This is a genomic window from Mycobacterium sp. 236(2023) (genome assembly GCF_029623955.1).
Taxonomy (GTDB): domain Bacteria; phylum Actinomycetota; class Actinomycetes; order Mycobacteriales; family Mycobacteriaceae; genus Mycobacterium.
Map to the genome: position 1 here is coordinate 1170201 of NZ_JARSBP010000002.1, position 23852 is coordinate 1194052.

Here is a 23852-nt window from a genome sequence, read left to right on the forward strand (position 1 = left end):
GTCAGTACGCGAAACGGTTGTCGAATCCGGCTTTTCGGATCGCCAGCTGATCCTGCCGCTCGGGGCCGGTGACGTACTTCGTCGTCGGAGGCAGCACAGCCGGCAGCTCGGCCAGCGACACCTTCTGCGCTGTGACGGTCGGCGTGACGGATGACGTCAGGTTCAGATCCTGGAATCGGATCGAGATCGTGCCCTTGTTGAATCCGCCCGTCGACACCCAGTTGTAGACCCGGGAGTCGGTCGGTGAGATGACGAAAGTGAAGCTGCCGTCCGGATTGGCAACGGCCTGAGCATTGTTGAGGCTCGTCTGCTCGTCCCAATAGTTGTCGGTGATGGTCCACAGGTTGGTCACCGGAACCGTGAAGTAGCGGGCGTTGCCCGGGGTGATGGTGACGACGAGCGCCTCGTCATCGGCCAGGTCGAAGTAGCCTGCGCTCTGCAACTGCGTTGCGAGGAACTCGGCGTTGCGGGTCGGGTTCCTCAACTCGTTGGGCTGCACGCGTTCACCGGTCTCGGCGTCGGTGGTGGCGACCTTGATGTATTTCGACTCCTGGCCCAGGCCGAGGGCCATCACGATGGCGGTGAACGCGCCCCGCAACAGCGGGGGCGGCTCCTTCATCGGCGGAATCAGCGACACCAACGCCGTGAGCAGCGGGCTCTTGGTGACCATCGGTCCGAGGCCCGGTATGGCGAACCCGCCGAGCTGGCTGAACAAGCTGTCGCGTGGGCCTGTCAATCGCTCGATCGACAAGCTCATCGGCGGTTGAGTACCCCAGTCCGACAGCGTGTTTCGCACCGCGATCAGAGTCGTGTCGGCGGTCAGCTGCAGATGGTTGCCCTGGCCGGGGACGGCCGGGTCGCCGCTGACGGTGATGGTGAACGAGCCATCGGGCTCGACGATCAACTGGCGGCCGCTCAGGTTGTCGGCGGTGACGCCCGAAAGCCCGGTCAACACACTGAAGTTCGTGTCCGCGGGCATCGCTCCGGTGAACTGACCCTTGATCACATACGTGGACGTCATGTTCACGCCCATGAACCGGTAGATGGTGTCGGGGTTGTCGTACAGGATGCGCGAGCCGGAAACGTCACGGCCGTACCACGAGTGCGGGGGAGCGACCTGCGTGACCACCGTCGGTTTCATCGGATTGAGCAGCTGCTGCTGGAATGCCGCGCCGAGGGCGTACTCGTCGATGGACCGACCGAGATGCCAGTAGTTCTTCCCGTCGATACCACCCATCTCGCTGTACTCGCGCTGCGCGGTGGTCAGCCAGCCCGCCGCCAGCACGAGCTTCATCAGTTGCACGGGCAGTGTCTTGACGGTCCGCGCCGCGATCCTCTCCGCTTCCAACTGCTGCTCAGTTCCCAACGGGCTACTCGCCGCGGCGACGGTGACGGATTCCGTTTCGGTCGGGGCCTCCGGGCCGGTCGAGGTCACCGCCGGCGTCGAGGGCGCCTCGGATACGACGTCGGGATCGTCGTTCTCGGGTGCGGCGGACTCGACCTTCGCGGTGCGCTTGGTCTTGTGGCCGGAGTTGTCGTCAGCCGCGGCGTCCTCGTCCTGAGTTTTTTCCTCAGTGTCATCGTCTGTGGCATCCGAGTGCTCGTCGTCGGTGTCCGGGGCCGTCGTATCTATCGAAGAATCCGCCGAGGGATCGGAAGGCTGGTCGCGCTTGCTCGTGCCAGCGCCGTCGGAGGTCGAGGACGACTCAGAACCAGGCGGACCGTCGTCGGCCATCGCGACGGCCGCCCCGTGTGCGATGGCGGCGCCGATACCGAGCGCTACCGCGAGCGCGCCGACACGTCCGACGAAGCGGCCGTGCTGTGAGAACGGATTCTGAGGCATCGTCGCCATGGACGTACGGTGCCACGTTCAGTCGTCGCTCGCGGATCGTTTGCCGAGGAACCCCAGAAGGTGCGGCTCGTCGCTGGTGAATCTTCCGACCTCTTCGCCGCCGTCGCAGGTCAGCAGCGCCACCGTGACGGTGGTTGCGGTGCGGCCGATCACCCGCCACACGGCCCCGGAATCCTCCCAGCGCCGCAACTCGGCGACACGGTCAACGTCCATGCGACAAGCTTGTCACCTAAGCTTCCGCGAATGCCCGGCCTTCTCGCCCTCGCCGTTGCAGCGTCGTTCGTCTGGCTGGGCATGGTGTTGGCGATCTCCTTCCTCGAGGCGCCACTGAAGTTCCGCGCTCCGGGTGTGACATTGCAGATCGGGCTCGGCATCGGGCGTTTGGTGTTCCGCGCGCTCAATGTCTGCGAGGTCGTCCTGGCCGCGGCGGCGTTGGTCGGGGCGTTCGGATCCGCCTCGTCGGCGGGCGCTCGGGCGGCGGTGGTCGTCGCGACGGTCATGCTGGTCGCGCAGATCGTGGCGGTGCGGCCCGCCCTGACGCGGCGGTCGGATCGCGTCCTGGCGGGTTCTGACGGTCCGCGCTCGCGCGCGCATTACGTCTACGTCGCGCTGGAGTTCGTCAAGGTGGTATCGCTCGCCGTCGCCGGCGTAACGCTGCTGCTGTGAGGTAAACCTAGCCTCACCTGACTCCGGTAGGCTCTGCGCTCACGATGACTGATGTGCTGCCGATCCTGCCCAGGGAGCTCACCGAGCTCAGCGACGAGATTCGCGCTGTGCCACCGCCGCCGATTCCGCAATTGTCCGAGCCCTACGAGATCCGAATCGTGGATCCCGACACCGACGCAGCGGTGATCTCGGAGTGGATGAACCGTCCGCACCTGGCCGAGGCGTGGGAGTACGACCGGCCCGTCGAGTGGTGGCACGGCTACCTGCGCGCGCAGTTGGCCGGGACCTACTCGCGGCCGCTGATGGGTACCTACAAACGGGAACCGCACGGCTACGTCGAGGTGTATCGGGCCGCGAAAGACTCGATCGCGCCGCGCTACGACGCCGACCCCTACGACCTCGGGCTGCATGCCGCCATCGCCGACCTCAACATCGTCAACCGCGGGTTCGGCCCGCTGTTGCTGCCGCGCCTGGCCGCCAGTCTGTTCACGATCGAACCGCAGTGCCGACGCATCATGTTCGATCCGGACCATCGCAACACGGGCGCACGCCGGCTGTGCGAATACGCCAAGTGCGACTTCCTCGGTGAGCACCAGATGTCGAACCGGCGGATGGCGCTGTACGCGATGAACCGGCCGGCCTGATCTACGTGCGCACTTATTCGGCGGGCCCGCCGATCATTTCGGCGTAGCCGTCGAAGTCGGGTTTCATCGAAGCGGCCACCAACTCCCACAGCACCTCGTCGGTGCCGCCGCCGACGCGCGCCAGCTTCATGTCGCGCCACCAGCGGCCCAGCGGTGTCTCGTCGACGAGGTAGCCCGATCCGCCGAAGATGTGCATGCACTCTGACAGCACCTCTTCGCCGAGCCGGGCCGCGGTCACCTTCACCGCTGCCGCCGAGCGGAGATCCAGCTTGCCTTGTGCAGCAATGCCATTCAGGCCGTGGCGGAGCAGGTCGACGCGGGCCTGCAGGTCCGCCATGCGCAGCCGCAGCGCCTGGTGCTCGAACAGCGTGGCGCCGAACTGTCGGCGTTGCACCATCCGGGCGTGCGTGATACCGAGGACGCGCTGGCACGACGAGGCCACCTGGCCGGCGATCGACATGCGTTCGTGGGCCAGCCCCCACGAGATGGCGGCCAGGCCGGCGCCGGGCCGTGCGACGAGATGGTCGGCGGGCACCCAGGTGTCGATGTGCACCGCAGCTGTGTCGAGGGGGCCCGCTCCGACCTTGCGCCACGGGGTCTGTACGTCGACCTGCTTCGTGGGCACTGCGATCACCAGGACGTTGCCGTGTCTGCTGGCCGGGTCGTGGTCCACGCCGCGAGCCACCACCATGATGTGGTCGGCGATCGGAGACAACGAGACGAACTTCTTGATCCCGCGGATCTCGAAACCGTCTCGCGCGGAACGGACTTCGGTCTCGACGATCTGCAGATCCGAACCGCCTGACTCTTCGGATGCGGCGATGCACAGCACCGCCTCACCGTCGATGGCCTGCTCGCAGATCGTCTTGAGGTGATCGGACTTACCGAACCGGCGCAGGATCGCGATGGCCGAGTCGTGCAGGCTGACGCCGACGCCGATGCCTGCGGAACCGAGATGGCCCAGCCGGAACGCCAATTCGTTGAGCTTGGCCACGTCGGGGTGCTGCGTGCCGGCCGGACCCCACTTGCTGCGGAAGACGCCGCTGGTGCCCAGATGCTCGATCATCTTGCGGGGGAAGCGTTCCGAGGCCTCGGCTTCGGCGGTCCACCCGATCACGGACTCGCCGAACGTCTCGTCCAGGAGCTCACGGTAGGCCTCGACGGTCATACCCGCGCACCCTCAAAGTTTCTCTTCACCTCGAGACGTTTCAGCTTGCCCGAGCTGGTGCGCGGCAACGAACCCGGCGCCATGAACACCACGTCGGCCGGCACCACGCCGCATTGCGACGCAACGCGCTGCACCACTTCACTTCTGGCGCCCGACTCGTCGGGTCCACGGAACTCCGCGGCGATGACGAGGCTTTGTCGCGCCGAATCGGCCTGTGTGCCGACCGCGACGACGGCGCCTTCGCGAACACCGCGTACCTGGGCGGCGACGCGTTCGATCTCGTTGGGGAAGATGTTGCGCCCGGCCACGGTGATCAGCTCTTTGACCCGACCGCACACGACGAGACCATCGTCGGTCAGGTAGCCCAGATCGCCGGTGCGGAACCACTCTCCGGCGGCCAGCTGCTCGCCGCCGAGGTAGCCCGACATCATCGAGGTGCCACGTATCTCCACCTCGCCGATCTCCCGCTCTGCGGACCCGTCCGCGGCGTCGGACGGCGCGATACGCACTTCCATGCCGGGGATCGGACTGCCGAGGACGGCGTGGCGCTGTACTGAATCCGTTGCCGCATCGAGGATTTCGTCGACGAGCAGACCGGTTCCCGGCCTCGGGGAGGTGACGGCGCAGGTCGATTCCGCCAGCCCGTAGGACGGGGCGGCCACGCCTGGATCGAGTCCGAATCGGGCGAGCTCGGTCAAGAACAGCTCGAACCCGTCGCAGTCGATCGGCTCGCCGCCGTTGAGCGCGAAACGCAGGTTGCCGAGGTCGACGTCGGGGATACGGCGCGCGTATCGGCCCAGCACGGTGTACGCGAAATTCGGTGCGGCCGTCAGGGTTGCCCGGCTCTCCGACAGCCAGCTGAGCCAACGGAAGGGTGATGCGGCAAAGGATGCCGTGGGTGCGAGCCACATCTCGCCGCCGGTGAGGAACCCGGTCAGCAGGAATGTAAGGCCCATGTCGTGATAGAGCGGCAGCCACGTCAGGCCGCGGTCTCTGGTCTTGTCGGTTCCGGTGTGTTCGAGCAGGGCCGTGACGTTGGCCATGACCGCCTCGGGGGACAGCATCGCGGTGCGGGGAGATCCGGTGGATCCGGCGGTGCCCTGCAACACCGCCGGGACGCCCGGCGGTGCCGGCAGCGCGGCCAGCGTCGTGGCGCGTTGCGCATGACCGACGGCGGTCACGTCATGAACGTCGACGCCGAAGTCGTTGCTGCGCAGGAGTTCCGGGTAGTCGCCGTGGGTGAAGATCTGGCGGACGCCGATCCCGGCGAAGCGTTGTGCGGTCGCGTCGGCCCACTGCCGGTTGTCGGCGCCGCGCACGGGTCCGGGCAGGATCGACAGCGAGCGGCCCGCCATCCAAACACCCTGGATCGCTGCGACGAACTCGGCGGTGGGATCACCGACGAGGCCGACGGCACCGTCGTGCCCGTCGAGGATGCGTTGGGCGATGTTCTCCGCACGCGTGTGCAGTTCCTGCCACGGATGCCGGATCCATTGTCCGCTGGCACGATCGAGCAGCACAAGGTCATCTGTCGACGAGGTCATCGCCTCCGACAGTGCGGTAGCGAGGACGCTCACTGGGCTGCGGGCACCTTCGCCAGGATTGCCGACTCGAGATCGCCGACGGTGTCGCAGGTGAGCAGATCTTCCTCGGTGAGCGCCACGCCGAGCTTGTCCTCGATGGCCACCATGCCGACGGCGAACGCGACCGAATCCAGGCCGACGTCGTCGATGAGGCGCGAGTCGCGCGTCACCCGGCTCATGTCGACGTTGAGGTCGTCGCGCAGGATCTCCTCGAGGGCGGCGCCGACGGTGTTCGGAGTGGTCATGGCGGCACAGGTTACTCGGTCAGCTAAAGATAGGCTACCCTCACACTTTGTTAGGGTGGCCCTCACCGTGCACCTCGAACATCCTCGCCAGCACCCCGATGGTGACCAGTCCCTCGTGCTCGGTCAGGTCGTCCACGATCGGATAGGACGCGGCGATGTTCTCCGCCGTGTCGAGCAGGACCGTCGTCACCGGTACGTGGCGGGCCAGCTGGAGGAACCGGTCACCGTGCGGGCGTTCGGCCCCGCGGAACCCCCAGATTCCACGCAGCACGGTGGCACCGCTGGCATGGGGGGACTCTTTGAGCCGCCGGATCAGCTGTCGGTGGATGGGGCGCCCGTCGTGCAGTGACGATTCGGACGTGCTGACCGCGAGTGCGTAGAACCCGCTGTCCTGCAGCGCCGGTGACGCCAGGCGTTGACCGCCGTTCCTGCACAGGAGGGTGGGCTCGATCGTGAACCATGCGTCGGGCAGCAACCCGCGGAGTTCGTCGACAGCGGCGTCGGCCTGAGCGCCGGTGCCGACACCGACGATCGACAGCGGGACGTCGTTGTTGCGGCTGAAGAACTTCGCGCGGTGCCGCAGGCCTGCGACTGTCCCGTCGACGCCGAGATAGACGTCGGCGCCGGCGAACCCGTGGCGGTGCAGGACCGCGCAGACGGTGACATAGGCGGGCTCGCCGCTGATCCTGTGGCGCCGGCCCAGGTGAAGTGTCATGCGGACGGTGTCGTGCGGGATACCGGAGGGTTCGCCTTCGCGCTCCACGGTGATGACACCGCGGCGGGTGAGTGCGGCGACGTCGTCGGCCAGTGCCGTGATCTTGTCCGAGGTGTCGATCGCCGAGATCGTCACGGGCGGGTCCTCGGACAGGCTCAGCGAGCGGTCGCTGCGAAGGATGTTGGTGGGTCCGAAGCTGGCGATGCCCCGCAGCATGATGCTGGTCGCGATCGCGCGCTTCTCGAAGAGGTCGAGCATCGCGTCGGCGAGAAATCGGTCCCCGCTGCGCTCACGTTCGGCGAAGTACACCTTCAGCGTCAGGATGTCGCTCATACCCATGCCCCCAGCGTCTGGCCGGCGAAGGCCGCCGGAAGCCCCAGCGCGAGGCTCACCGCGATGTTGGCCACCGCGAGCCAGATCTGGCGTTCCTCGGCGAGTCGGTGGGTTTCGAGCATCCACGTGGAGAACGTCGTGTAGGACCCGACGAAGCCGGTCCCCGCCATCAGTGCCAGATGTGGGGGCAGCGCGAGGCCGGCGAGGAACCCGAGGAGCAGGGCACCGCTGACATTGACGACGAGCGTCCCGACGGGGAACGCCGTCCCCGCGCGTTTCGAGACGGCCTTGTCGACGGTCAGCCGGGTGACCGCACCGAGACCGCCGAGCAGCGCCACCCCCATCCAGACGAGCACGTCGGTCATCGCCAGACCCTCGCGCGGCGCACGAGCATCGTGCCGAAATAGGCCGCGAGCAGGCCCAGCGCGATGCTGGCCGCGAGATAGCCGGCCGCCAGACCGTAATGGCCGTGTTCGACCATCTTGATGGTCTCGACCTGCATCGTGGAGAAGGTCGTGAGGCCGCCGCAGAGACCGGTGCCGAGGAAGGGCCGCCGATAACTCGACACCGGCAGGCGTTCCAGGAGTCGGGTGACGAACACGGCGAGCAGGAACGCGCCGACGATGTTGACCGTGAACGTCGGCCATGGCCAGCGGCCCGGATCCGGCGCGGCGAGTTCCTCGAAGCCTGCGCGCGCCAGCGTGCCCACCGCGCCACCGGCGAACACTGCAGCCAGTTCTCGCCGGTCGAGCGCCATTGGCAAAGTATGCCCATCCCTGCCCGTGCCGTGCGGGAGGCGGTAGGAGCAGAATCAACGGCATGGCGAATCCGCGTGCCGGCCAAGTGGCGCAGCCCGAAGACCTCATCGACGTGGCCCAGGTCGTCACGGCGTACTACACCGTCAGTCCCGACCCCGACAACGTCGACCAACAGGTCGTGTTCGGCACCTCGGGGCACCGGGGATCGAGCCTCGACGCGGCGTTCAACGAAGCGCACATCGTCGCGACGACGCAGGCCATCGTCGAGTACCGCGCCGCGCAGGGCACCACCGGCCCGCTGTTCATCGGCCGCGACACGCACGCGCTGTCCGAGCCGGCGTGGGCGTCGGCGTTGGAGGTGCTGGCCGCCAACGACGTTGTCGTGATGATCGATTCGGCGGACCGCTACACCCCGACGCCTGCGGTCAGCCACGCTATCCTGGCGTTCAATCGCGGGCGCGAGGGTGATCTCGCAGACGGAATAGTCGTGACCCCGTCGCACAACCCGCCCCGCGACGGTGGCTTCAAGTACAACCCGCCAAACGGCGGTCCCGCCGACACCGACGCCACCGGCGTCATCGCCAAGCGCGCCAACGAGATTCTGCGCGGCGGCCTCAAGGACGTGAAGCGCATCCCGCTGGTTCGCGCTCTGGGTACTGCGCAGCGCCATGACTACCTCGACGCCTACGTCGCCGACCTGCCCAACGTGGTCGACCTGCACGCGATCAGCGCCGAGGAGATCCGCATCGGCGCCGACCCACTGGGTGGCGCGAGCGTCGACTACTGGGGTGCCATCGCCGAGCGTCACAACCTGAAGCTGACCGTGGTGAACCCGCTCGTCGACGCCACGTGGCGCTTCATGACCCTCGACACCGACGGCAAGATCCGGATGGACTGCAGCTCACCGAACGCGATGGCCTCGCTCATTGCCAATCGGGACTCCTACCAGATCGCCACAGGCAACGACGCCGACTCCGACCGGCACGGCATCGTCACGCCCGACGGCGGCCTGATGAACCCGAACCACTACCTCGCGGTGGCGATCGACTACCTGTTCGCGCACCGGCCGGAATGGGCGCCGGACACGTCGGTGGGCAAGACCGCGGTGAGTTCGTCGATCATCGATCGCGTGGTGGCCGGTCTGGGTCGCACGCTGGTCGAGGTGCCGGTGGGATTCAAGTGGTTCGTCGACGGGCTGATCTCCGGGACGATCGGTTTCGGCGGCGAGGAGAGCGCGGGCGCGTCGCTCCTGCGCCGCGACGGCTCGGTGTGGACGACCGACAAGGACGGCATCATCATGGCGCTGCTCGCGTCGGAGATCCTCGCGGTGACAGGGTCAACGCCGTCGCAGCGGTACGCGGAGCTCGCCGAAAAGTACGGCGCCCCAACGTATGCCCGCATCGACGCACCTGCCAACCGCGAGCAGAAGGCGCGGCTGGCCAAACTGTCGGCCGATCAGGTGACCGCGACCGAGCTGGCGGGTGAGCCGATCACGGCGAAACTGACGACCGCACCGGGCAACGGTGCCTCGCTGGGCGGGCTGAAGGTGACGACGGAGAACGCGTGGTTCGCCGCACGCCCGTCGGGCACTGAGGACGTGTACAAGATCTACGCGGAATCGTTTCGCGGCCCAGATCATCTCACCGAAGTTCAGGACGCTGCGCGCGCCGTGGTCAACTCAGTCATCGCGTGACGCGGACGGAGGGCGAGTGTCAGCCTCAGGCCAAACGCCGGTTGCCGCGAGAAGTCTGGGTTCTGGTCGCCGCCAATGTCGTAGTCGCATTGGGCTACGGGGTGGTGGCCCCGGTGCTGCCGCAGTACGCGCGGCACTTCGGGGTCAGCATCAGCGCAGCGACGTTCATCATCACTGCCTTCGCCGTCATGCGGTTGGTGGGTGCACCGCCTGCCGGGTTCCTGGTGCAGAAGCTGGGGGAGCGGCGGGTCTACATCAGCGGCCTGATCATCGTGGCGGTGTCGACCGCGGCGTGTGCATTCGCTGAAACCTATTGGCAGCTGCTGCTTTTCCGCACGGCCGGCGGTGTCGGGTCGGCGATGTTCACGGTGTCGTCGCTGGGGCTGATGATCCGGATCTCGCCGACCGACGCGCGTGGCCGGGTGGCCGGACTGTTCTCGTCGGGGTTCATGTTCGGGTCGGTGGGCGGGCCGATCCTCGGCAGCCTGACAGCCGGGTTCGGGCTCTCGGCGCCGTTCCTGATCTACGGTGCGGCGCTGTTGGTCGCGGCGACGGTCGTGTTCGTCAGCCTGCGCAACTCGGCCGTGATCGGGCAGTCGGACGAGGACACCGGTCCGCCTGTGCCGTTCCGGGAGGTGTTCCGGCACCGGGCGTACAAGGCGGCGCTGTTCTCCAATTTCGCGACGGGGTGGGCGTCGTTTGGTCTGCGCATCGCGTTGGTGCCGCTGTTCATCGTGGAGGTGCTGGGCCGCGGACCGGGTGCGGCGGGTCTGGCGCTGACGGCGTTCGCGGTGGGCAACATCTCGGTGGTCATCCCGAGTGGGTATCTGTCGGACCGATTCGGGCGACGCAAGCTGATGATCTTCGGGCTGTCGTTGGCGGCGGTGTCGACGGCGCTGGTCGGCTACACGACGTCGATGCCGGTGTTCCTGGTGGCGGCCTACGTCGCGGGGGCGGCGACGGGCATCTTCGTCTCACCGCAGCAGGCCGCGGTGGCCGACGTGGTGGGCAGCAAGTCGCGGGGCGGAACGGCGGTGGCGACGTTCCAGATGATGGCCGACTTCGGCTCGATCGGCGGATCGCTGCTGGTCGGCTTGATCGCGCAGTACACGTCGTTCGGGTTGGCGTTCCTGGTCAGCGGCATCATCCTGGGCCTCGCTGCGGTGTGGTGGATCTTCGCTCCGGAAACGCGCCCGGAGCCGTCGACGGAGCACACACCGTCGCGTCCGCTGGGACCGGAGGCCGGCGGAGAAGTGCCGTGACCAGCGATTTTGAAGGCATACTCCTCGTGGTGTAACTTCGATGAGCACAACAAGGGGCTATGGCGCAGTTGGTAGCGCACCACACTGGCAGTGTGGGGGTCAGGGGTTCGAATCCCCTTAGCTCCACCCATTTGAACAGGCAGCTCAGACGCAGCATCTAACGAAAGACATCATGTCCGAGGACCAGATCGCCGACGTTCCGCCGAATGCCCTTTCCATTGATCCGAACAGCCCTCTGTATGACGCTGAGGTGCTTAGCCGCGACGTCGGTATTCGCTTCAATGGGTCCGAGAAAACCAATGTCCTCGAGTACAACGTGGCCGAGGGCTGGGTGCGTGTTGCCGTGCCGACCGCCAAGGACCGTCGCGGAAATCCGATGATGGTCAAGCTCAACGGGACAGTCGAACCCTATTTCCGCGGCGCCGAATAGCGCTAGGCCACCATCCGGTTGGCAATGTGATTCTGGCGCAGGGCAATCCGCGTTCGGAAGTCGTCATCGCTGATGGTGTTGTGGTCGAAGAAGGGCAGTCGGGACGGTATCGCGTCGAAGTCCACGACCTCGGCCGTCGGGCCGTCGGCGTCTGTGAGCTGACGTGATGTCCGTTGCCAGCGGAACTGCAGGTAACCCCGTCGACGGCCCAGGGTTTCGACCCAGTTCGTGACACCCGGGCTCTCATGTGCGACAACGATCCGGATCATTCCGTCGGGGTCCACGTGTGCTTGCGTGCCGTTGAGGGACGTCTGATGGTTGATGTAGTCCAGCGAGATGTACCACATGCTCCCGAGTTGGAAGCCGAGGTAGGGGGCGGCGCCGGCCGGCAGAGTGATCACCATGGCCTGGTCCGGACCGAGGTCGAAGTGCCCGACCGAGGAGTACTGGGTAACCAGTCCGCCCGGGGTGATGCGGGGCGCGGTCAACGTGTTGACGGGGACATTGAGGTAGAACCACTGCGGGAACGACAGCCACGTCTTGATGCGTCGCGTCAGGTGCTTGCCGGCAGCCGCATAGCGGGCCGCGACCAGCTCGGGCGTGAGTGTGCCAGGCCGGGTGTCGGCGCCGTCCGTGCGCGCGATCGCGATGGTGCCTCGCTGGGCTGACCAGTCGTTGTAGACCTCGCGGACGACCAATTGGGCGTCACAGTCGGGGGTGAAGTGCCATTGGAAACGGCCGTCGGCGGTGAGGTCGAGTTCGCGATCGTCGAAGGCGAACTGGCTGTCGGGCACGTTGTCGTCGGTGTAGTCGCCGGCGAGCAGTTGGAAGCTGAGGTCGGTTGTGGTGCCGCGGCGCCCCGTGAGGACGTACTCGTGGCCGCGCTGGAGCCACGTGCCGAAATACAGCGTGTCCGGATTGTCGAGCGCCATCTTCGTGAAAGGCCCTGTGCCCGTGTGCAGGAACGGGTGATCGCGGTCGTGGTCGAAGGCGAGGCGGGTGCAGGCCGCGATACAGCCGGCCAAGTACTGCAGGCCTTCGAGGAGATCGGCCTCGCTTTCGACGTGTGTTGCATTTCGCACCAGTTGCTCTGCCGTGGCGATGTGGTCCAGGAATTCCTGCGTGTGCATCGACGCCCCAATTCATGTTCCAATAATGGAATGCAATGATCCATATTTCGAATGAAATATGGCACCGACTGTCGGGTGTGTCAATCAGCGCCGGCGGGCCAGTGCCGTTCCGGCTGCTCCGCGAGCGCGCGCGACCGGGTACATGGCCAGCAGCGTGAGCACCGCCGCGATCTGAGCGGCGGCACTCGTCGGGTGATAGCCGATCGCCAGCGGTAGCAGTGTTCCGGCGACGCATAATGCGACGAAGCATGCAAGGCTGCGCGAACCCACCAGCACCACGGGCGCGACGAGCCTCGGTACATACGCGATCGCGAATCGCATCATCTGGTAGAGCACCACGAAGGCAGCCAACGCCAACAGAATTCGGCCCGGCCCGCAGTTGGCCTTGTCGAAAAGCCATGCGCCCGTCCCGAAGTGGTGCAGCGCAACGCCGGCCGCGGCGACCAGCAACCCACCGCCGGACGCGATCGCCAGGGCCGCCCGCCCGCGAAGCGGATCGCGTAGCCGGGACCAGTACCAGCCCGCAACGAAAGCGACACCGAACAATGCCTGCCACGCCGCAGTGTTGAAATACGCCCAGCCGTCCGGCCGGTTGGGAAACCGGCCCCAATCCAGGGTCACCGCCGCGGTGTAGAGCACAGCCGACGAGACCCCCACCAGGGGCCACCATCGGCGGCTCAATGCCCAGACCCACACGGCCGCAAGTGCCAGCAGCGCGACGTACATCGACAGGATGTCGACGCGGTCGGGGTTGATCTGCATCGTGGCGAGCCACCACGCCATCTGCGCCGGGGAGGCCTCGCCGATATCGGCGAGCCCGGGATCGGTGTGAGGCGTCATGGGCGATACGACAACTGCCAGTGTCGTGACGCCAACGTGAGCGACGTACAACAGCGCCATGCGGCGCATCAGGAGAATTTGAGAGCGCACCACGCCGGCCGAATCAACGCGCCGCCGGCTGACCATGCCGAGGACCAGTCCGGCCAGCAGAACGAACCCGGACGCACCGTCGATCCATGGCACCGGATGAACGATCCGCCACACCGTCGAGCCGAAACAGATGTGGCCGATGACCATGCTGAAAATGCAGAGCCCGCGAACGCCGTCGATCGCTGGGTCTCGCGTCACCAACGAATTCTTGCAAGAGTGGGGCCGCGGGCGCTTCGAAGTCGTGCTGAGCAGATGCACAGCATTTCGCTGACGTAGTCGTCATCGTGCGTGTAGCTTGCGCTTCATGCCCTTGGAGCTGGCTTCGTTCTTCAGGACGACTCTGCCGCTCGATCTCGGCAGGCTGGATGCTCTCGACGACGGCCGTTACCACTCTCTGTGGCTGCCCGATCACCTCGTGAGCTTCTGGCCTGACTCGATCTGGACGCCCGAGTTCACCGACCTCGCGCACGCGTCGCCGTCTCCGCACCGCTACCTCGACACCGTCGCACTCGCCGGTGCCGTCGCTGCGCGCACGGAACGCACTCGGCTCGCGACGAGCGTGCTCGACACCGTCCGCCGCCACCCCGTCATGTTGGCCCAGTCGGCTCTGACCCTGAGCCACCTGTCGGGTGGCCGGTTCATCCTGGGACTCGGTGCCGGTGAGCGCGAGAACCTGGCGCCCTACGGATTCGACCACCGGCGTACCGTCGGCCGATTCGCCGAGGCGCTCCGGCTGATCCGCCTCCTCTGGAACGCCGATGGACCGGTCGACTTCACCGGTGAGCACTTCACGCTGGAACACGCACGGCTCGACACCGACGTTCACCACACGGGTCCGCCGCCCGTCTGGATCGGGGCCAACGGACCCCGCATGCTGCAGCTGGTCGGAGAGTTCGGCGACGGCTGGTGGCCGACGGGCAGTGCCGGTCCGCAGACGTACGCCGCCCAGCTGGCGCGCATCAGGGAGGCGGCCGAACGGGCGGGCCGCGACCCGCTGGCGATCACGCCGGCGAAGATGGTCGTCTGCCTCATCGGCGAACCCGACGAACTGAGCGCGATCATGCGAAAGCCGTTGGTGAAGTCGCTCGTGCTGCAACTGACCGGCGACGCACTGGCAGCCGCCGGCCACCCCCATCCGATGGGGGAGACCTGGCGAGGCATCCAGGACATCGATCCGCGCGTGCTGACCCGCGACAGACTGCTCCAGCTTTTCGAAGACGTCGACCCGGCCGCAATCCTGTCTGTCGTTCCGCATGGCACACCGAAGCAGGTCGCCGAGCAGATCGCCGAGTTCGGCGAGGCCGGTGCCCGCGTCGTCTCGGTGCTCGATTACAGCGGAATGGCCGGACAGGACTATGCCGCCGAGTCGGCCCGCAAAGTACGCGAGGTCGAGGACGCTCTGTTGCAGCTCACGGAAAGTACGACATGACACTCTTGCAGACCGACGTCCTCATCGCCGACGCGCGAGAATCGGAGGGGCTCAGCGATTTCGGGGATGACACCCTGCCTGAGCGTGTGGCATTGGTCGTCGACAGCGTCAACAGCGCCGAACTGGATGAACCAGGCTTGCAGGCAGCCGCACTCACGATCAACGGCCTGCTGACGAGCCGCCTGCGCTTCGTCGCCGACCACGCGCGGCTGCCGCTCGCGGACGAAAAGATCACATCCCCGCTGTTCGCGACCGGCGAGCCGCGGTCGGGCACGACGCTGCTGCACGCCCTGCTCGCCGAGGACGAGGGTTCGCGCGCACTGAGGTTCTGGGAAGTCATGTACCCGTCGCCGCCGCCCGGTCCGGCCGCGATCGACGACCCGCGCCGGGCCCGGGCCGACGCCGACTGGCGCGACATCCTCGACCGCATCCCGCCGTGGGTCATCAGTCACCCGTACAACGACCTGCTCGGCGACGGTCTGCCCGAGTGTGAACGCACGTGGGCCTTCGACTTCCGCGCGACGAACCCGAGCGCCTGGTGGCGAGTTCCCATGACCATCAAGAACTTCCCGCAAGACCATCACGCGCAGTACGCACTGCACCTGATGATGCTGCAGCACATCCAACACGCCCGACCCCCGAAGCGCTGGATTCTCAAAGGATTTCACGGCCGACGTCTGCGCGCGCTCTTCGACACCTATCCCGACGCCCGCATCGTCTGGGTGCACCGTGATCCCGTGCAGGTGCTGGCCTCGCAGATCGTTGCTTTCGGGCAGATCAACGAGAGCCTTGCCGGGGGATTGGACTGGACTCAGTACGCCCGGGCGACGATCGAGGGCTCGCGGGCCAACTTCCATGCCTACCTGACCGATCCGCTCGTCGACGATCCGCGCATCCACCACGTCCGCTACCGCGACTTCGTCGCGGACCCGGTCGCCACCATCGGCGGCTTCTACGACTTCGCCGGTCTGCAGTTGTCCGCCGAAGCCGAAAAGGGCATGCGCGACTACCTCGTCACCAACCGCAGCGATCGCTACGGCAAGTTCACCTACTCCACCGATGTGCTGCCGGTCCCGGTGGAGCAGCTGCACAACGAATTCGCCGACTATCGCCAGCGATTCGGCATCGACATCGAGACGAGGCGCTGATGGCGTTCGGGGACAGCGACGACGACGAGCCGCTGCGCGCGGCGTGGCATCGGTTCTGTGACCGGCTCAAGGCGGCTGGGGACCTCGCCTTCAAGGACACCTCGCCGGGAAACGCCCTGCAGCGGGCCGACGCGTTCCGCTATCTGACGCAGAATCTGGGGCAGGCCTATGATCTGGCGCTCGAGACCAAGGACACCCGCTATCCGGTGATTCATCCGTTCTGCGGGCCGAGCCGAAAGCTCGGCGGTGACAACGCCGACTTCGTCTATCTGCAGGCATGGATCGACGGCGGCTCGACCTACCGGATTGCGGGCGACCGGGGCACGGCGCGGTTCATCAACTTCACCGTGCAGGGTCCGCGCCCCGACAAGGACGTGTATTACGGTGCCGACCACCCGAACCTGCACGAGCCCTTCGGTGACACTCCCGAAGCGAACATCACCGGCGACGATCTGGTCACCGAGTCCGACGGCAGCTTCGTGCTGTACGTCGGAGGTGAACGACGAGAACTGAATTGGCTTCCCACCACTCCTGGTTCGCGAAAGCTCTTCATGCGTCAGGGATTCGACTCGTGGACCGAGCGCTCGGCGCAGTTCAGCATCGAGCGCATCGACATGGACGAGCCTCGTCCCGTTCCGGAACCGCAGGATCTCATCGCGTCGATGCAGTGGGCCGGCGATTTTCTCACCGGGGTCATGACGGACTGGCCGGATCGCGAACTGCAGATCGGCTCGCTCTTCGGCGAACCCGAACCCAACGTGTTTCCGGGTGCGCGTTTTGCGGGCACCGCCGAGCAACGTGACGCGCGCCGCGGCCGGCTCATTGTCACCATGCCGTGGCGTCTGGAGCCGGACGAAGCGTTGATTTTCGAGTTCGCCGACGACAACGAGTTCTGGATGCTGACGAACATGGGCGCATTCTGGAACAGCATGGACTATCTGTATCGGCCCGTGAGCTATACGCCGGCCAGGTCGGCGATCGACTCCGACGGGTGCGTGCGAATGGTGATGGCGCACAACGACCCCGGTGTACACAACTGGATCGACACGCAGCGCTTCAGCGAGGGCTACCTGACGATGCGCGTCATCGGGAGCAGGCAGTTGCCCGAGGTCAGCACCAGGGTCGTCAGTCTCGCCGAACTGGATGCCGTCCTACCTGCCGACACCCGGCGCGTCACGCAGGAGGAGCGGGCCGCCCAACTGCATGCACGCTTCGACGCCATCCGCAGCAGGTACCGGATCTGACATGGACCCGACACTCAACACGCTCGCCGCAGCGGCCTTCGACAACGTCTACCACGTCGGCCACGTCGTCCCGGATCTGTCAGCTGCCATGCAGACACTCGGCAGGTCCCTGCAGATCACGTGGGCCCCACCGTTCGAGATGCGCAGCGGATTTACCCGCGCGGACGGGTCGGCCGACGACCAGCCGGTGCGCATCGCATTCTCGATGTCCGGCCCGTCGTACCTGGAACTGATCGAAGTCGTCGCTGCAGCCGATTCCATCTTCGCCGAACCGAAGCTCGGTGGCATCCATCACGTCGGCTTCTACGCACAGCGCTGGCGCGACGAAACCGCCCGATTGCAGAGCAAAGGTTGGGAATTGGAGCGCATCGGTGCCGGCGTCGCGTTCCTGCGCGATCCGGCGAGTGGGCTTCGCGTCGAGGTCGTGAGCTTCAAAGGCCGCGACTTCATGACGCGGGTGCTCAGCGGCGAGATGGGGGCGGCGTACCCGTTGACCGAGCGCCCGTGACCACCGTTGCGCACACCTCGTACGGAGCGCTGCGCGGCGATGCGAGCCAGGGCATCGTCGCGTTCCGCGGTGTGCCGTACGCCGCACCGCCGACGGGACCGAACCGTTGGCGGCCGCCCCAGCCTCCGCCCTCGTGGGTCGGTGTGCGGGACTCGATCGAGTTCGGTGCCATTGCACCCCAGGACATCTCGCCGGAGCGGCTCGCCAAGCGTGGCCTGTCGATGAGCGAGGACTGCCTCACGCTCAACATCTGGACGCCCGCGGTCGATGACCACGACCGACCCGTGCTGGTCTTCCTGCACGGTGGCGGGCAGACGCAGGGGCACGGATCCGCGCCGCTGCTCGATGGTGCGCGTCTCGCGCGCCGGGGCGACATCGTCGTCGTGACAATGAATTTCCGGCTCGGTGCGCTGGGTGCGCTCTACGTACCGGGGCAGCTCGGGGCAGACTCCACCAATTTGACGTTGCGGGACCAGCGCCACGCGCTGCAGTGGGTGCGCGAGCAGATCGCCGCGTTCGGCGGCGACCCCGGCGCCATCACGGTGGCGGGACAGTCCTCCGGTGCGATCGCGATCTCGGCCCTGCTCGCCGGCGGGTGCGATCTCTTCGACCGTGCGATCCTGCAGAGCGGCGGCTTGGAACGCGTCCGGTCCACGGCGGCGTCCTCAGCGGTTGCCCGGCAACTCGGCACCCTCACTGGCGAGGCAAGCGTCGAGGAAGTCCTTGCTGCGCAACGCCGCATCGACAGCGGGTTCGTGCCGCCGCAGGGCCCTTTCCATCCCTGCATCGACGGTGACGTGATCGCCGAGCATCCGTTGCTGGCCCAGCACACTTCGACGATCCCCATCCTCGCAGGGACGACGCGCGACGAGTGGCGGATCTTCGACGCGGCTCTCGACGACGAGGTCTTCACCGAGCAGTACGTGCGGGACAGGGCGCACGCGCTTGCCGGGGATCGTCATGACGCCGACTCGGTCGTGGCGATGTACCGTGCAGGCCAACAGACGCTTCGCGATGTCGCCAGCGCAATGGTCACCGACTACCACTTCACCGCACCGACCGAGCAATTCGTGCGGGCGCACGCCGGGCGCGGCAATGCCGTGTTCCGTTACGAACTGCAATGGCCCTCTCCGCGGCCAGGTTTCGGCGCGTGCCACGATTCGTGCCTGCCTCTGCTCTTCGGAAACCTTGACGCGGCGCGGGCACTGGCCGGTGACGACGAGGCTGCGCGCGACATGTCGGATGCGGTTCAAGACCTCTGGGTGGAGTTCATCCGCGGGGGAGCGCCGTGGGAACGCTACGACGGTGCCGGCGGCGCGACGATGCTGCTCGGGTCCGAGACAGGAATCGCCCGCGAACATCGTGTTGCGCAGCTCGCCATCTGGGAGGGCCGCTATCCCGCCTACGGATAGGCGACGTCCGGTCCGGCTGCGCTGTGTGAAGGTGTGCGGCGGTCACGCCACTTGGTTGTCGGGTGGTGCGGGGCCGCCGGGTTCGCCGGGGTCGTCGCTCTGTATCTGGCCTGCTTCCTCGTCGGCTGCCTTACCGCCATCGGTGGGCTCGGCAGGGTCGTCAATGGTGTTGTCGGCTGGGGGTTCTGGATCTTCGGGGCGCAGGAGGCGTTCGGGAACGTGGTAGTTGTTGACCCTGGCTTGCCCGGTGTCCAAGGGTTCGGGGGGAATCCATTCGACCTCATGCTGGTCGTTCATGGTGGTGGTCCAGCCGCCGTCGGTGACGCTGCGGTTGTCGGACCCGCAGGCCAGGCCGAGTTCGTCGACGTTGGTGTTGCCGCCTTTGATCCAATCGGTGACGACGTGATGGGCTTGTGAGCCGTAGGCGCCGATGGTGCAGCCGGGTTTGGTGCAGCCGCCGTCGCGGGCGATCAGCATGATCCGCTGCGCCGGTGACGCGACCCGTCGTGCCCGGAACAAGTCCAGGGCGGAGCCGGTGGCTTTGTCGAACACGGCGAGCTGACAGTTCGAGTGGCCGGCCATGCGCACTACTTCGGCGATCGGCAGCTTCGTGCCACCCCCGGTGACCCCGACCCCGGCGCGGGATTCCAGATCCTGCAGCGTGGTTCGGATGATGACGGTGACCGGCAGCCCGTTGAGTTGGCCGAGCCCGCCACTCATCAACGCGATCCGCAGGACCGCGGTCAAGGCGTCGTGCTGGCGCTGGAACAGGGTGCGGTGATCGTTGTCGATCTGCTCTTGTGTCGGTGTGCCCGAGGTACACGGTTCGGGATCGTCGGGGTTACACATCCCGGGGGCGGCGTACTTGGCGAACAGCACTTCTACCATTGCTCGCAGTTCCGGGGTCAACGTCGCGGTCAGATCCGTCGTGCCGTCAGGCTTCTGCGTGCCCATCGTGACGCCTCGCCGACGGCCACGCTCGGTGTCGTCGGGTGCAGGGCCGTCCTGATCGAGCAGGAACAGCATCAACTCCGCGGACTCTTTGACCTCTTTGGGTCCGTTGCCGACCGCAGCCCGCACGAGTGTGACTTCGAACTGCTCCCGGGTGACCGTGTCGACGAAACCCGGCAACTTGGCCACCGCTTTGCGGATCACGGTGACGTGTTCAGCGTTGATCAACCCTTGGGCCGCGGCCACCGCCGTCGCATGCAGCACCGGCGGCAGGGCGGGCCCGGTGATCGGTTGGCGCGGCGCCAACACCGACGCCTCAGATAGGCGGCGATGGGCCTCGGAAGTGGAGATGCGCCATCGCACCGACAGCACCTCTTTCCACGACTTGGCGCCCATCTGCTGCGGGGTCGACTCCACCTGCAGCCGCGCCAGCAGTCGGTGACTCACCGACGGCAACTGACAGCCGAGAACCTCGAGTTCATCGAGGGCAGAGACCAGTTCGTGCCGAGTCAACAGATCGACTTCGCAAGCCGCCACGTCGGCGTATGCAGAGCGCAGCGCGGCAACCTTGGCCTGCAGCTCCCCGGTCGACATTCTTCGAACATACATTCGACCACCGACAAATCGGGTCAGCGTAATTCCGCGCGCATCGCAGGCTGGTGGTCAGCGTGCGTGCCGCCAGATCCCCTCACCAGCGACTTGTCCGACATGACCACCCCAGGGCATCGGCCTTGTTAGCCTGACCCTTCAGGCCGCGGGGAGGTGGCTCAGTCAACGCTGCTCGGCGATGAGCGTTCGGAGGGACCTTGTGACGACCCAGCCGTTCCCGTGATCGCTGAGGCCGAGTACCGGCGGTTCCTGGACCGAAGTCTGGTTCCGGTGGTCATCCACGATGGGCGGTCCGTGCAGTATGCGAACCCGGCGGCGACACGAGCCCTCGGGACGGAGTTCGTCGGCCGCCCGATCGACGACGTCGTAGCGGGGACGTCGGGAGCCATCGTGCGCGAAAGTCTGGCAACTCTGCAGGCGGATGAGGACGTGTTGCCGACTTGTGAACTGTCACTTCGGTGCGGCGACGGCAGCGTCCTCACGGTCCGTGCGCAGACGACCCTGCGCATCCGCGACGAAGTGCGCACCTACGAGCTCACCTTCACCGAGATCGTGAACGCCACCGACATCGCCGAACAGCGGATGCGCGCTGTCCTTGATCTTCTCCACGTCGGCGTGGTCATCATGGGCCACCACGGCCGGTTCGAGTTCACCAACAAGGCCGCACGCGAAATCCTGCACAGCGGAGCCGACGCCCTCGTCGGCATGCACCACAGCAGTCGCGGTGTGGATCTGCTGATGTACGACGCCCATGGTGAGCCGATCACCGCGAAATCGCACCCGCTCAGACGGATTGTGGCGACCGGGCAGGACGTCGGCGGCCAGGTGGTCGGCGTCGACCGGCTCGACGACTCGCGCGTATGGGTCACCGGGCACGGCTGCCTGATGGATCCGGACAACCCGCAGACATCGCGAGTGTTGTTGTCCTTCACCGACATCACGGAGCATCACGCTGCCCGCAAGCAACTGCTGCATGATGCGACCCACGACTGGCTGACCGGCCTGCCGAATCGGGGACACGCGCTCGACAAGGCCGCGGCGATGCTTGCCGACACGGGAGCGGGCCGGCTCTCCGCGGTGTTGTTCATCGACCTCGACCGGCTGAAGGTCATCAACGACAGTTACGGGCACCCCATCGGTGACGATGTATTGCGCAACGTCGCGCACCGGATGCGCTCCGTCGCACGACCTCAGGATCTCGTCGCGCGGATGGGCGGCGACGAGTTCGTCTTCCTGCTTCTCGGCCCGATCGCGGATACCGAGTTGGAGGCGATGGCCTCCCGACTGCACGATGCGCTCGGTGAGGACATCGTGCTGGGCCCGCTGACGCTGCTGATCGGCGCGAGCATCGGGATCACGACGGTCACAGCCGACGATTCACGCAACATCGCCGAGGTGTTCCGGGACGCCGATGCTGCGATGTATCAGGCCAAGGCCCGGGGCAGGGCGAAGACCGCACGCTTCGAAGAAGGCCCGGCGGGCTAACGACGCGCGCGTCGGGCCAGCCGTGCGGGATCGTGGATGATGGTCGTCTTGCCCATTTGCTCGATCCAGCCGCGCTGGGAGAACTCGGACAGGGCCTTGTTGATCGTCTCGCGAGACGAGCCCGCGAGCTGCGCGAGCTCCTCCTGCGTGAGCCCGTGATCGACGCGCAGCGATGTGCCCTGCTGGGTGCCGAATCTGCGCGCGAGATCGAGGAGCTGCTTGGCGACGCGACCGGGAACATCGGTGAAGATCAGATCGCTGAGCGTGTCGTTGGTGCGGCGCAGCCTGCGCGCCAGCACCCGCAGGAGCTGTTCGGCGATCTCCGGACGCCGGGCGATCCAATAGCGCAGCGCATCACGGTCCATCGTGACGGCCTGCAGCGGCGACAGCGTGGTCACCGTCGACGTGCGTGGCCCGGGATCGAAAATCGCGAGCTCACCGAACATATCCCCCGGGCCCATCAGCGTCAGCAGGCTCTCGCGGCCGTCGGGCGCAGTGCAGCCGACCTTCACCGTGCCCGCAGTGATGATGTAGAGCCGGTCGCCCAGCTCGCCCTCGGTGAACACCTTGTGGCCGCGGCGAAAGGAAACCTCCTGCAATTGGCTGCTCAGTGCCGCCACAGCCTCGGGGTCCACGCCCTGAAAGATGGCCGCCCGCGCCAATACGTCGTTCACACTGCCCTCTCCGGCTCACGCGCTTGATCCGGAGCCGCCTCCACAGGCTGTGCGTATTACACGGTCAAGAGCATCCGTAAATTAGCAGCTACTCGTCGATGGCGCGAGCCCGCCGGACGTCGCTGGGACGCACCCTGGCCTGGAAACGCTTGAGCCCCCAACCGTCGGACACAGCAAACGCCACATGCTTGGGTCGCCCGAATACCGTTGTCGTCACCACTGTGCCCTCCGCGCCTTCCGGAACGACGGGAACGTCGATGTCCTCGATCGTTCGCTGCGCGGTTACTTTGTCTCCCTTGTGATAACGCGCCATTTCCAGCCCCCTAGATCACCTGCATGACCTTCCCATCGTGACCCCGGCTCCCCGTGCCACGCAAGCGAATTAGTCGTGCCGCTGGATTGTGGGCTTGGGTGTCAACGCTTTTCGCTGATGCCAAGGCTTTCGCACAGCGAGAGGAAGGCTGTCGCGAACGGGTTCTCGGAGGTGTTGCGACGCAGCTCCGCCCAGTCGAGCTGTTCGCGCACAGCCCGTACCGCGGGAAGCAGGGCGGCGAAATCACAGTGGTGCTCGTGCAGCGCACGCAGCTTCTGGGTGACGACCTGGGTCGGCGAGAGCACTGGAACGGCGAGGGCGAGGACGTCCTGGATCTCGGCGGTCTCGATGAGCGAGGCATCGACCGGTACCTGGTTGATCTTGTGCAGGACGTCCACGACAACGGGACCGTCCACGGTGAGCGCGGCCTTGAAGAGCCACTCCTCCGGTGGACGCCGGATGTCGAAGCCCGCCTTGGACAAGGTGGCCGCCGCCGCCTCGACGTCCTGCTCGGCCACGACGAAGTCGACGTCGTGGACCGGTTCGGGTGCGCCGTGCACCCACAGCGCATAGCTGCCGGCCAGGGCGAACGGTGGGCCGTCGGCGTTGAGGGCCGACGCGGCCCGCTTCAGCGCGTCACGCAGATCTTCGTGGGACATGTAATACCGCC

General features: G+C 66.5%; 24 protein-coding genes, 1 tRNA gene and 1 pseudogene. 12 read left to right on the forward strand and 14 right to left on the reverse strand.

Annotation, left to right across the window (positions count from 1 at the left end; translation table 11 throughout):
- Position 1: 1 nt before the first annotated feature.
- Positions 2 to 1852, reverse strand: coding sequence for a hypothetical protein (locus tag P9A17_RS08115; RefSeq protein WP_278038037.1), 1851 nt, complete (start codon positions 1850 to 1852; stop codon positions 2 to 4).
- Positions 1853 to 1870: 18 nt separating this feature from the next.
- Positions 1871 to 2065 carry a hypothetical protein gene (locus P9A17_RS08120; RefSeq protein ID WP_278038038.1) on the reverse strand — a complete coding sequence of 65 codons (195 nt, stop codon included), beginning with the start codon at positions 2063 to 2065 and terminating at the stop codon, positions 1871 to 1873.
- 30 nt (positions 2066 to 2095) lie between these two features.
- Here P9A17_RS08120 and P9A17_RS08125 point away from each other — a divergent pair, with 30 nt between their 5' ends.
- Positions 2096 to 2518, forward strand: coding sequence for a hypothetical protein (locus P9A17_RS08125; protein WP_278038039.1), 423 nt, complete (start codon positions 2096 to 2098; stop codon positions 2516 to 2518).
- 44 nt (positions 2519 to 2562) lie between these two features.
- Positions 2563 to 3162, forward strand: coding sequence for a GNAT family N-acetyltransferase (locus P9A17_RS08130; protein ID WP_278038040.1), 600 nt, complete (start codon positions 2563 to 2565; stop codon positions 3160 to 3162).
- Between the two features lie 13 nt (positions 3163 to 3175).
- On the opposite strand, the gene mbtN is transcribed toward P9A17_RS08130, so the two are convergent.
- The 6 genes and pseudogenes from mbtN to crcB (P9A17_RS08160) all read right to left on the reverse strand — a co-directional run bounded on the left by mbtN (position 3176) and on the right by crcB (P9A17_RS08160) (position 7963).
- Positions 3176 to 4330, reverse strand: coding sequence for a mycobactin biosynthesis acyl-ACP dehydrogenase MbtN (gene mbtN, locus P9A17_RS08135; protein WP_278038041.1), 1155 nt, complete (start codon positions 4328 to 4330; stop codon positions 3176 to 3178).
- Entirely contained in the window at positions 4327 to 5907 is a 1581-nt protein-coding gene (gene mbtM / locus P9A17_RS08140) for a long-chain-fatty acid--ACP ligase MbtM (protein WP_278038042.1), read from the reverse strand. Before mbtM ends, mbtN begins: the two co-directional genes overlap by 4 nt.
- Positions 5904 to 6161, reverse strand: a pseudogene (locus P9A17_RS08145) (acyl carrier protein); the annotation flags it as partial. The pseudogene P9A17_RS08145 and the gene mbtM, both read right to left, overlap by 4 nt.
- 37 nt (positions 6162 to 6198) lie before the next feature.
- Complete coding sequence (locus P9A17_RS08150) at positions 6199 to 7212, reverse strand: DUF190 domain-containing protein (protein WP_278038043.1); 1014 nt, start codon at positions 7210 to 7212, stop codon at positions 6199 to 6201.
- On the reverse strand, positions 7203 to 7571 hold the full coding sequence (gene crcB / locus P9A17_RS08155) for a fluoride efflux transporter CrcB (protein ID WP_278038044.1): 369 nt from the start codon (positions 7569 to 7571) through the stop codon (positions 7203 to 7205). Before crcB (P9A17_RS08155) ends, P9A17_RS08150 begins: the two co-directional genes overlap by 10 nt.
- A complete protein-coding gene (crcB, locus tag P9A17_RS08160; protein WP_278038045.1) occupies positions 7568 to 7963 on the reverse strand; it encodes a fluoride efflux transporter CrcB in 396 nt (131 codons plus the stop codon). The genes crcB (P9A17_RS08155) and crcB (P9A17_RS08160) overlap by 4 nt, the downstream gene beginning before the upstream one ends.
- Before the next feature lie 62 nt (positions 7964 to 8025).
- On the opposite strand from crcB (P9A17_RS08160), the gene pgm reads away from it, so the two are divergent.
- The 4 genes from pgm to P9A17_RS08180 all read left to right on the forward strand — a co-directional run bounded on the left by pgm (position 8026) and on the right by P9A17_RS08180 (position 11349).
- A complete protein-coding gene (gene pgm / locus P9A17_RS08165) occupies positions 8026 to 9657 on the forward strand; it encodes a phosphoglucomutase (alpha-D-glucose-1,6-bisphosphate-dependent) (RefSeq protein WP_278038046.1) in 1632 nt (543 codons plus the stop codon).
- Positions 9654 to 10919, forward strand: a complete 1266-nt coding sequence (locus P9A17_RS08170) for an MFS transporter (RefSeq protein WP_278038047.1) — start codon at positions 9654 to 9656, stop codon at positions 10917 to 10919. The genes pgm and P9A17_RS08170 overlap by 4 nt, the downstream gene beginning before the upstream one ends.
- 53 nt (positions 10920 to 10972) lie before the next feature.
- A tRNA-Ala gene (locus P9A17_RS08175) sits at positions 10973 to 11045 on the forward strand.
- Between the two features lie 46 nt (positions 11046 to 11091).
- Positions 11092 to 11349 carry a DUF3297 family protein gene (locus P9A17_RS08180; RefSeq protein WP_278038048.1) on the forward strand — a complete coding sequence of 86 codons (258 nt, stop codon included), beginning with the start codon at positions 11092 to 11094 and terminating at the stop codon, positions 11347 to 11349.
- Between the two features lie 2 nt (positions 11350 to 11351).
- Here P9A17_RS08180 and P9A17_RS08185 read toward each other — a convergent pair whose 3' ends face one another.
- Both P9A17_RS08185 and opgC read right to left on the reverse strand, forming a co-directional pair.
- A complete protein-coding gene (locus P9A17_RS08185) occupies positions 11352 to 12479 on the reverse strand; it encodes a hypothetical protein (RefSeq protein WP_278038049.1) in 1128 nt (375 codons plus the stop codon).
- An 84-nt stretch (positions 12480 to 12563) separates the two neighbouring features.
- Positions 12564 to 13607: an OpgC domain-containing protein gene (gene opgC, locus P9A17_RS08190; protein ID WP_278038050.1), complete on the reverse strand. Its 1044-nt coding sequence runs from the start codon at positions 13605 to 13607 to the stop codon at positions 12564 to 12566.
- A gap of 106 nt (positions 13608 to 13713) precedes the next feature.
- Between opgC and P9A17_RS08195 the strand changes: the two genes are divergently transcribed.
- From P9A17_RS08195 to P9A17_RS08215, 5 genes are read left to right on the forward strand one after another with little or no spacing between them, the layout of a single operon-like run.
- A complete protein-coding gene (locus tag P9A17_RS08195; protein ID WP_278038051.1) occupies positions 13714 to 14838 on the forward strand; it encodes an LLM class flavin-dependent oxidoreductase in 1125 nt (374 codons plus the stop codon).
- Positions 14835 to 15986 carry a sulfotransferase gene (locus P9A17_RS08200; RefSeq protein WP_278038052.1) on the forward strand — a complete coding sequence of 384 codons (1152 nt, stop codon included), beginning with the start codon at positions 14835 to 14837 and terminating at the stop codon, positions 15984 to 15986. Before P9A17_RS08195 ends, P9A17_RS08200 begins: the two co-directional genes overlap by 4 nt.
- Positions 15986 to 17230 (forward strand): DUF1214 domain-containing protein, encoded by a 1245-nt coding sequence (locus P9A17_RS08205; RefSeq protein WP_278038053.1) that lies wholly within the window; start codon positions 15986 to 15988, stop codon positions 17228 to 17230. Before P9A17_RS08200 ends, P9A17_RS08205 begins: the two co-directional genes overlap by 1 nt.
- A 1-nt stretch (position 17231) precedes the next feature.
- On the forward strand, positions 17232 to 17738 hold the full coding sequence (locus P9A17_RS08210; protein ID WP_278038054.1) for a VOC family protein: 507 nt from the start codon (positions 17232 to 17234) through the stop codon (positions 17736 to 17738).
- Positions 17735 to 19150, forward strand: a complete 1416-nt coding sequence (locus P9A17_RS08215) for a carboxylesterase family protein (protein ID WP_278038055.1) — start codon at positions 17735 to 17737, stop codon at positions 19148 to 19150. The genes P9A17_RS08210 and P9A17_RS08215 overlap by 4 nt, the downstream gene beginning before the upstream one ends.
- A 42-nt stretch (positions 19151 to 19192) precedes the next feature.
- On the opposite strand, the gene P9A17_RS08220 is transcribed toward P9A17_RS08215, so the two are convergent.
- Positions 19193 to 20710 carry an HNH endonuclease signature motif containing protein gene (locus P9A17_RS08220; protein WP_278038056.1) on the reverse strand — a complete coding sequence of 506 codons (1518 nt, stop codon included), beginning with the start codon at positions 20708 to 20710 and terminating at the stop codon, positions 19193 to 19195.
- Between the two features lie 219 nt (positions 20711 to 20929).
- On the opposite strand from P9A17_RS08220, the gene P9A17_RS08225 reads away from it, so the two are divergent.
- Complete coding sequence (locus P9A17_RS08225) at positions 20930 to 22195, forward strand: sensor domain-containing diguanylate cyclase (protein ID WP_278038057.1); 1266 nt, start codon at positions 20930 to 20932, stop codon at positions 22193 to 22195.
- Here the strand turns inward: P9A17_RS08225 and P9A17_RS08230 are convergent.
- The 3 genes from P9A17_RS08230 to P9A17_RS08240 form a co-directional block, all read right to left on the reverse strand.
- Positions 22192 to 22869: a Crp/Fnr family transcriptional regulator gene (locus P9A17_RS08230; RefSeq protein ID WP_278038058.1), complete on the reverse strand. Its 678-nt coding sequence runs from the start codon at positions 22867 to 22869 to the stop codon at positions 22192 to 22194. The two genes, P9A17_RS08225 and P9A17_RS08230, sit on opposite strands and share 4 nt — an antisense overlap.
- Before the next feature lie 88 nt (positions 22870 to 22957).
- Positions 22958 to 23182, reverse strand: coding sequence for a hypothetical protein (locus P9A17_RS08235; RefSeq protein WP_278038059.1), 225 nt, complete (start codon positions 23180 to 23182; stop codon positions 22958 to 22960).
- Positions 23183 to 23283: 101 nt separating this feature from the next.
- Positions 23284 to 23841, reverse strand: coding sequence for a hypothetical protein (locus P9A17_RS08240; RefSeq protein WP_278038060.1), 558 nt, complete (start codon positions 23839 to 23841; stop codon positions 23284 to 23286).
- Positions 23842 to 23852: the final 11 nt, after the last annotated feature.

Bases quoted from the DNA above. Each gene is read 5' to 3' on its own strand.
- P9A17_RS08115 (WP_278038037.1), bottom strand. From the start codon at position 1,852: ATGGCGACGATGCCTCAGAATCCGTTCTCACAGCACGGCCGCTTCGTC.
- P9A17_RS08120 (WP_278038038.1), bottom strand. From the start codon at position 2,065: ATGGACGTTGACCGTGTCGCCGAGTTGCGGCGCTGGGAGGATTCCGGG.
- P9A17_RS08125 (WP_278038039.1), top strand. From the start codon at position 2,096: ATGCCCGGCCTTCTCGCCCTCGCCGTTGCAGCGTCGTTCGTCTGGCTG.
- P9A17_RS08130 (WP_278038040.1), top strand. From the start codon at position 2,563: ATGACTGATGTGCTGCCGATCCTGCCCAGGGAGCTCACCGAGCTCAGC.
- mbtN (WP_278038041.1), bottom strand. From the start codon at position 4,330: ATGACCGTCGAGGCCTACCGTGAGCTCCTGGACGAGACGTTCGGCGAG.
- P9A17_RS08150 (WP_278038043.1), bottom strand. From the start codon at position 7,212: ATGGGTATGAGCGACATCCTGACGCTGAAGGTGTACTTCGCCGAACGT.
- crcB (WP_278038044.1), bottom strand. From the start codon at position 7,571: ATGACCGACGTGCTCGTCTGGATGGGGGTGGCGCTGCTCGGCGGTCTC.
- crcB (WP_278038045.1), bottom strand. From the start codon at position 7,963: ATGGCGCTCGACCGGCGAGAACTGGCTGCAGTGTTCGCCGGTGGCGCG.
- pgm (WP_278038046.1), top strand. From the start codon at position 8,026: ATGGCGAATCCGCGTGCCGGCCAAGTGGCGCAGCCCGAAGACCTCATC.
- P9A17_RS08180 (WP_278038048.1), top strand. From the start codon at position 11,092: ATGTCCGAGGACCAGATCGCCGACGTTCCGCCGAATGCCCTTTCCATT.
- P9A17_RS08185 (WP_278038049.1), bottom strand. From the start codon at position 12,479: ATGCACACGCAGGAATTCCTGGACCACATCGCCACGGCAGAGCAACTG.
- P9A17_RS08195 (WP_278038051.1), top strand. From the start codon at position 13,714: ATGCCCTTGGAGCTGGCTTCGTTCTTCAGGACGACTCTGCCGCTCGAT.
- P9A17_RS08200 (WP_278038052.1), top strand. From the start codon at position 14,835: ATGACACTCTTGCAGACCGACGTCCTCATCGCCGACGCGCGAGAATCG.
- P9A17_RS08205 (WP_278038053.1), top strand. From the start codon at position 15,986: ATGGCGTTCGGGGACAGCGACGACGACGAGCCGCTGCGCGCGGCGTGG.
- P9A17_RS08210 (WP_278038054.1), top strand. From the start codon at position 17,232: ATGGACCCGACACTCAACACGCTCGCCGCAGCGGCCTTCGACAACGTC.
- P9A17_RS08220 (WP_278038056.1), bottom strand. From the start codon at position 20,710: ATGTATGTTCGAAGAATGTCGACCGGGGAGCTGCAGGCCAAGGTTGCC.
- P9A17_RS08235 (WP_278038059.1), bottom strand. From the start codon at position 23,182: ATGGCGCGTTATCACAAGGGAGACAAAGTAACCGCGCAGCGAACGATC.
- P9A17_RS08240 (WP_278038060.1), bottom strand. From the start codon at position 23,841: ATGTCCCACGAAGATCTGCGTGACGCGCTGAAGCGGGCCGCGTCGGCC.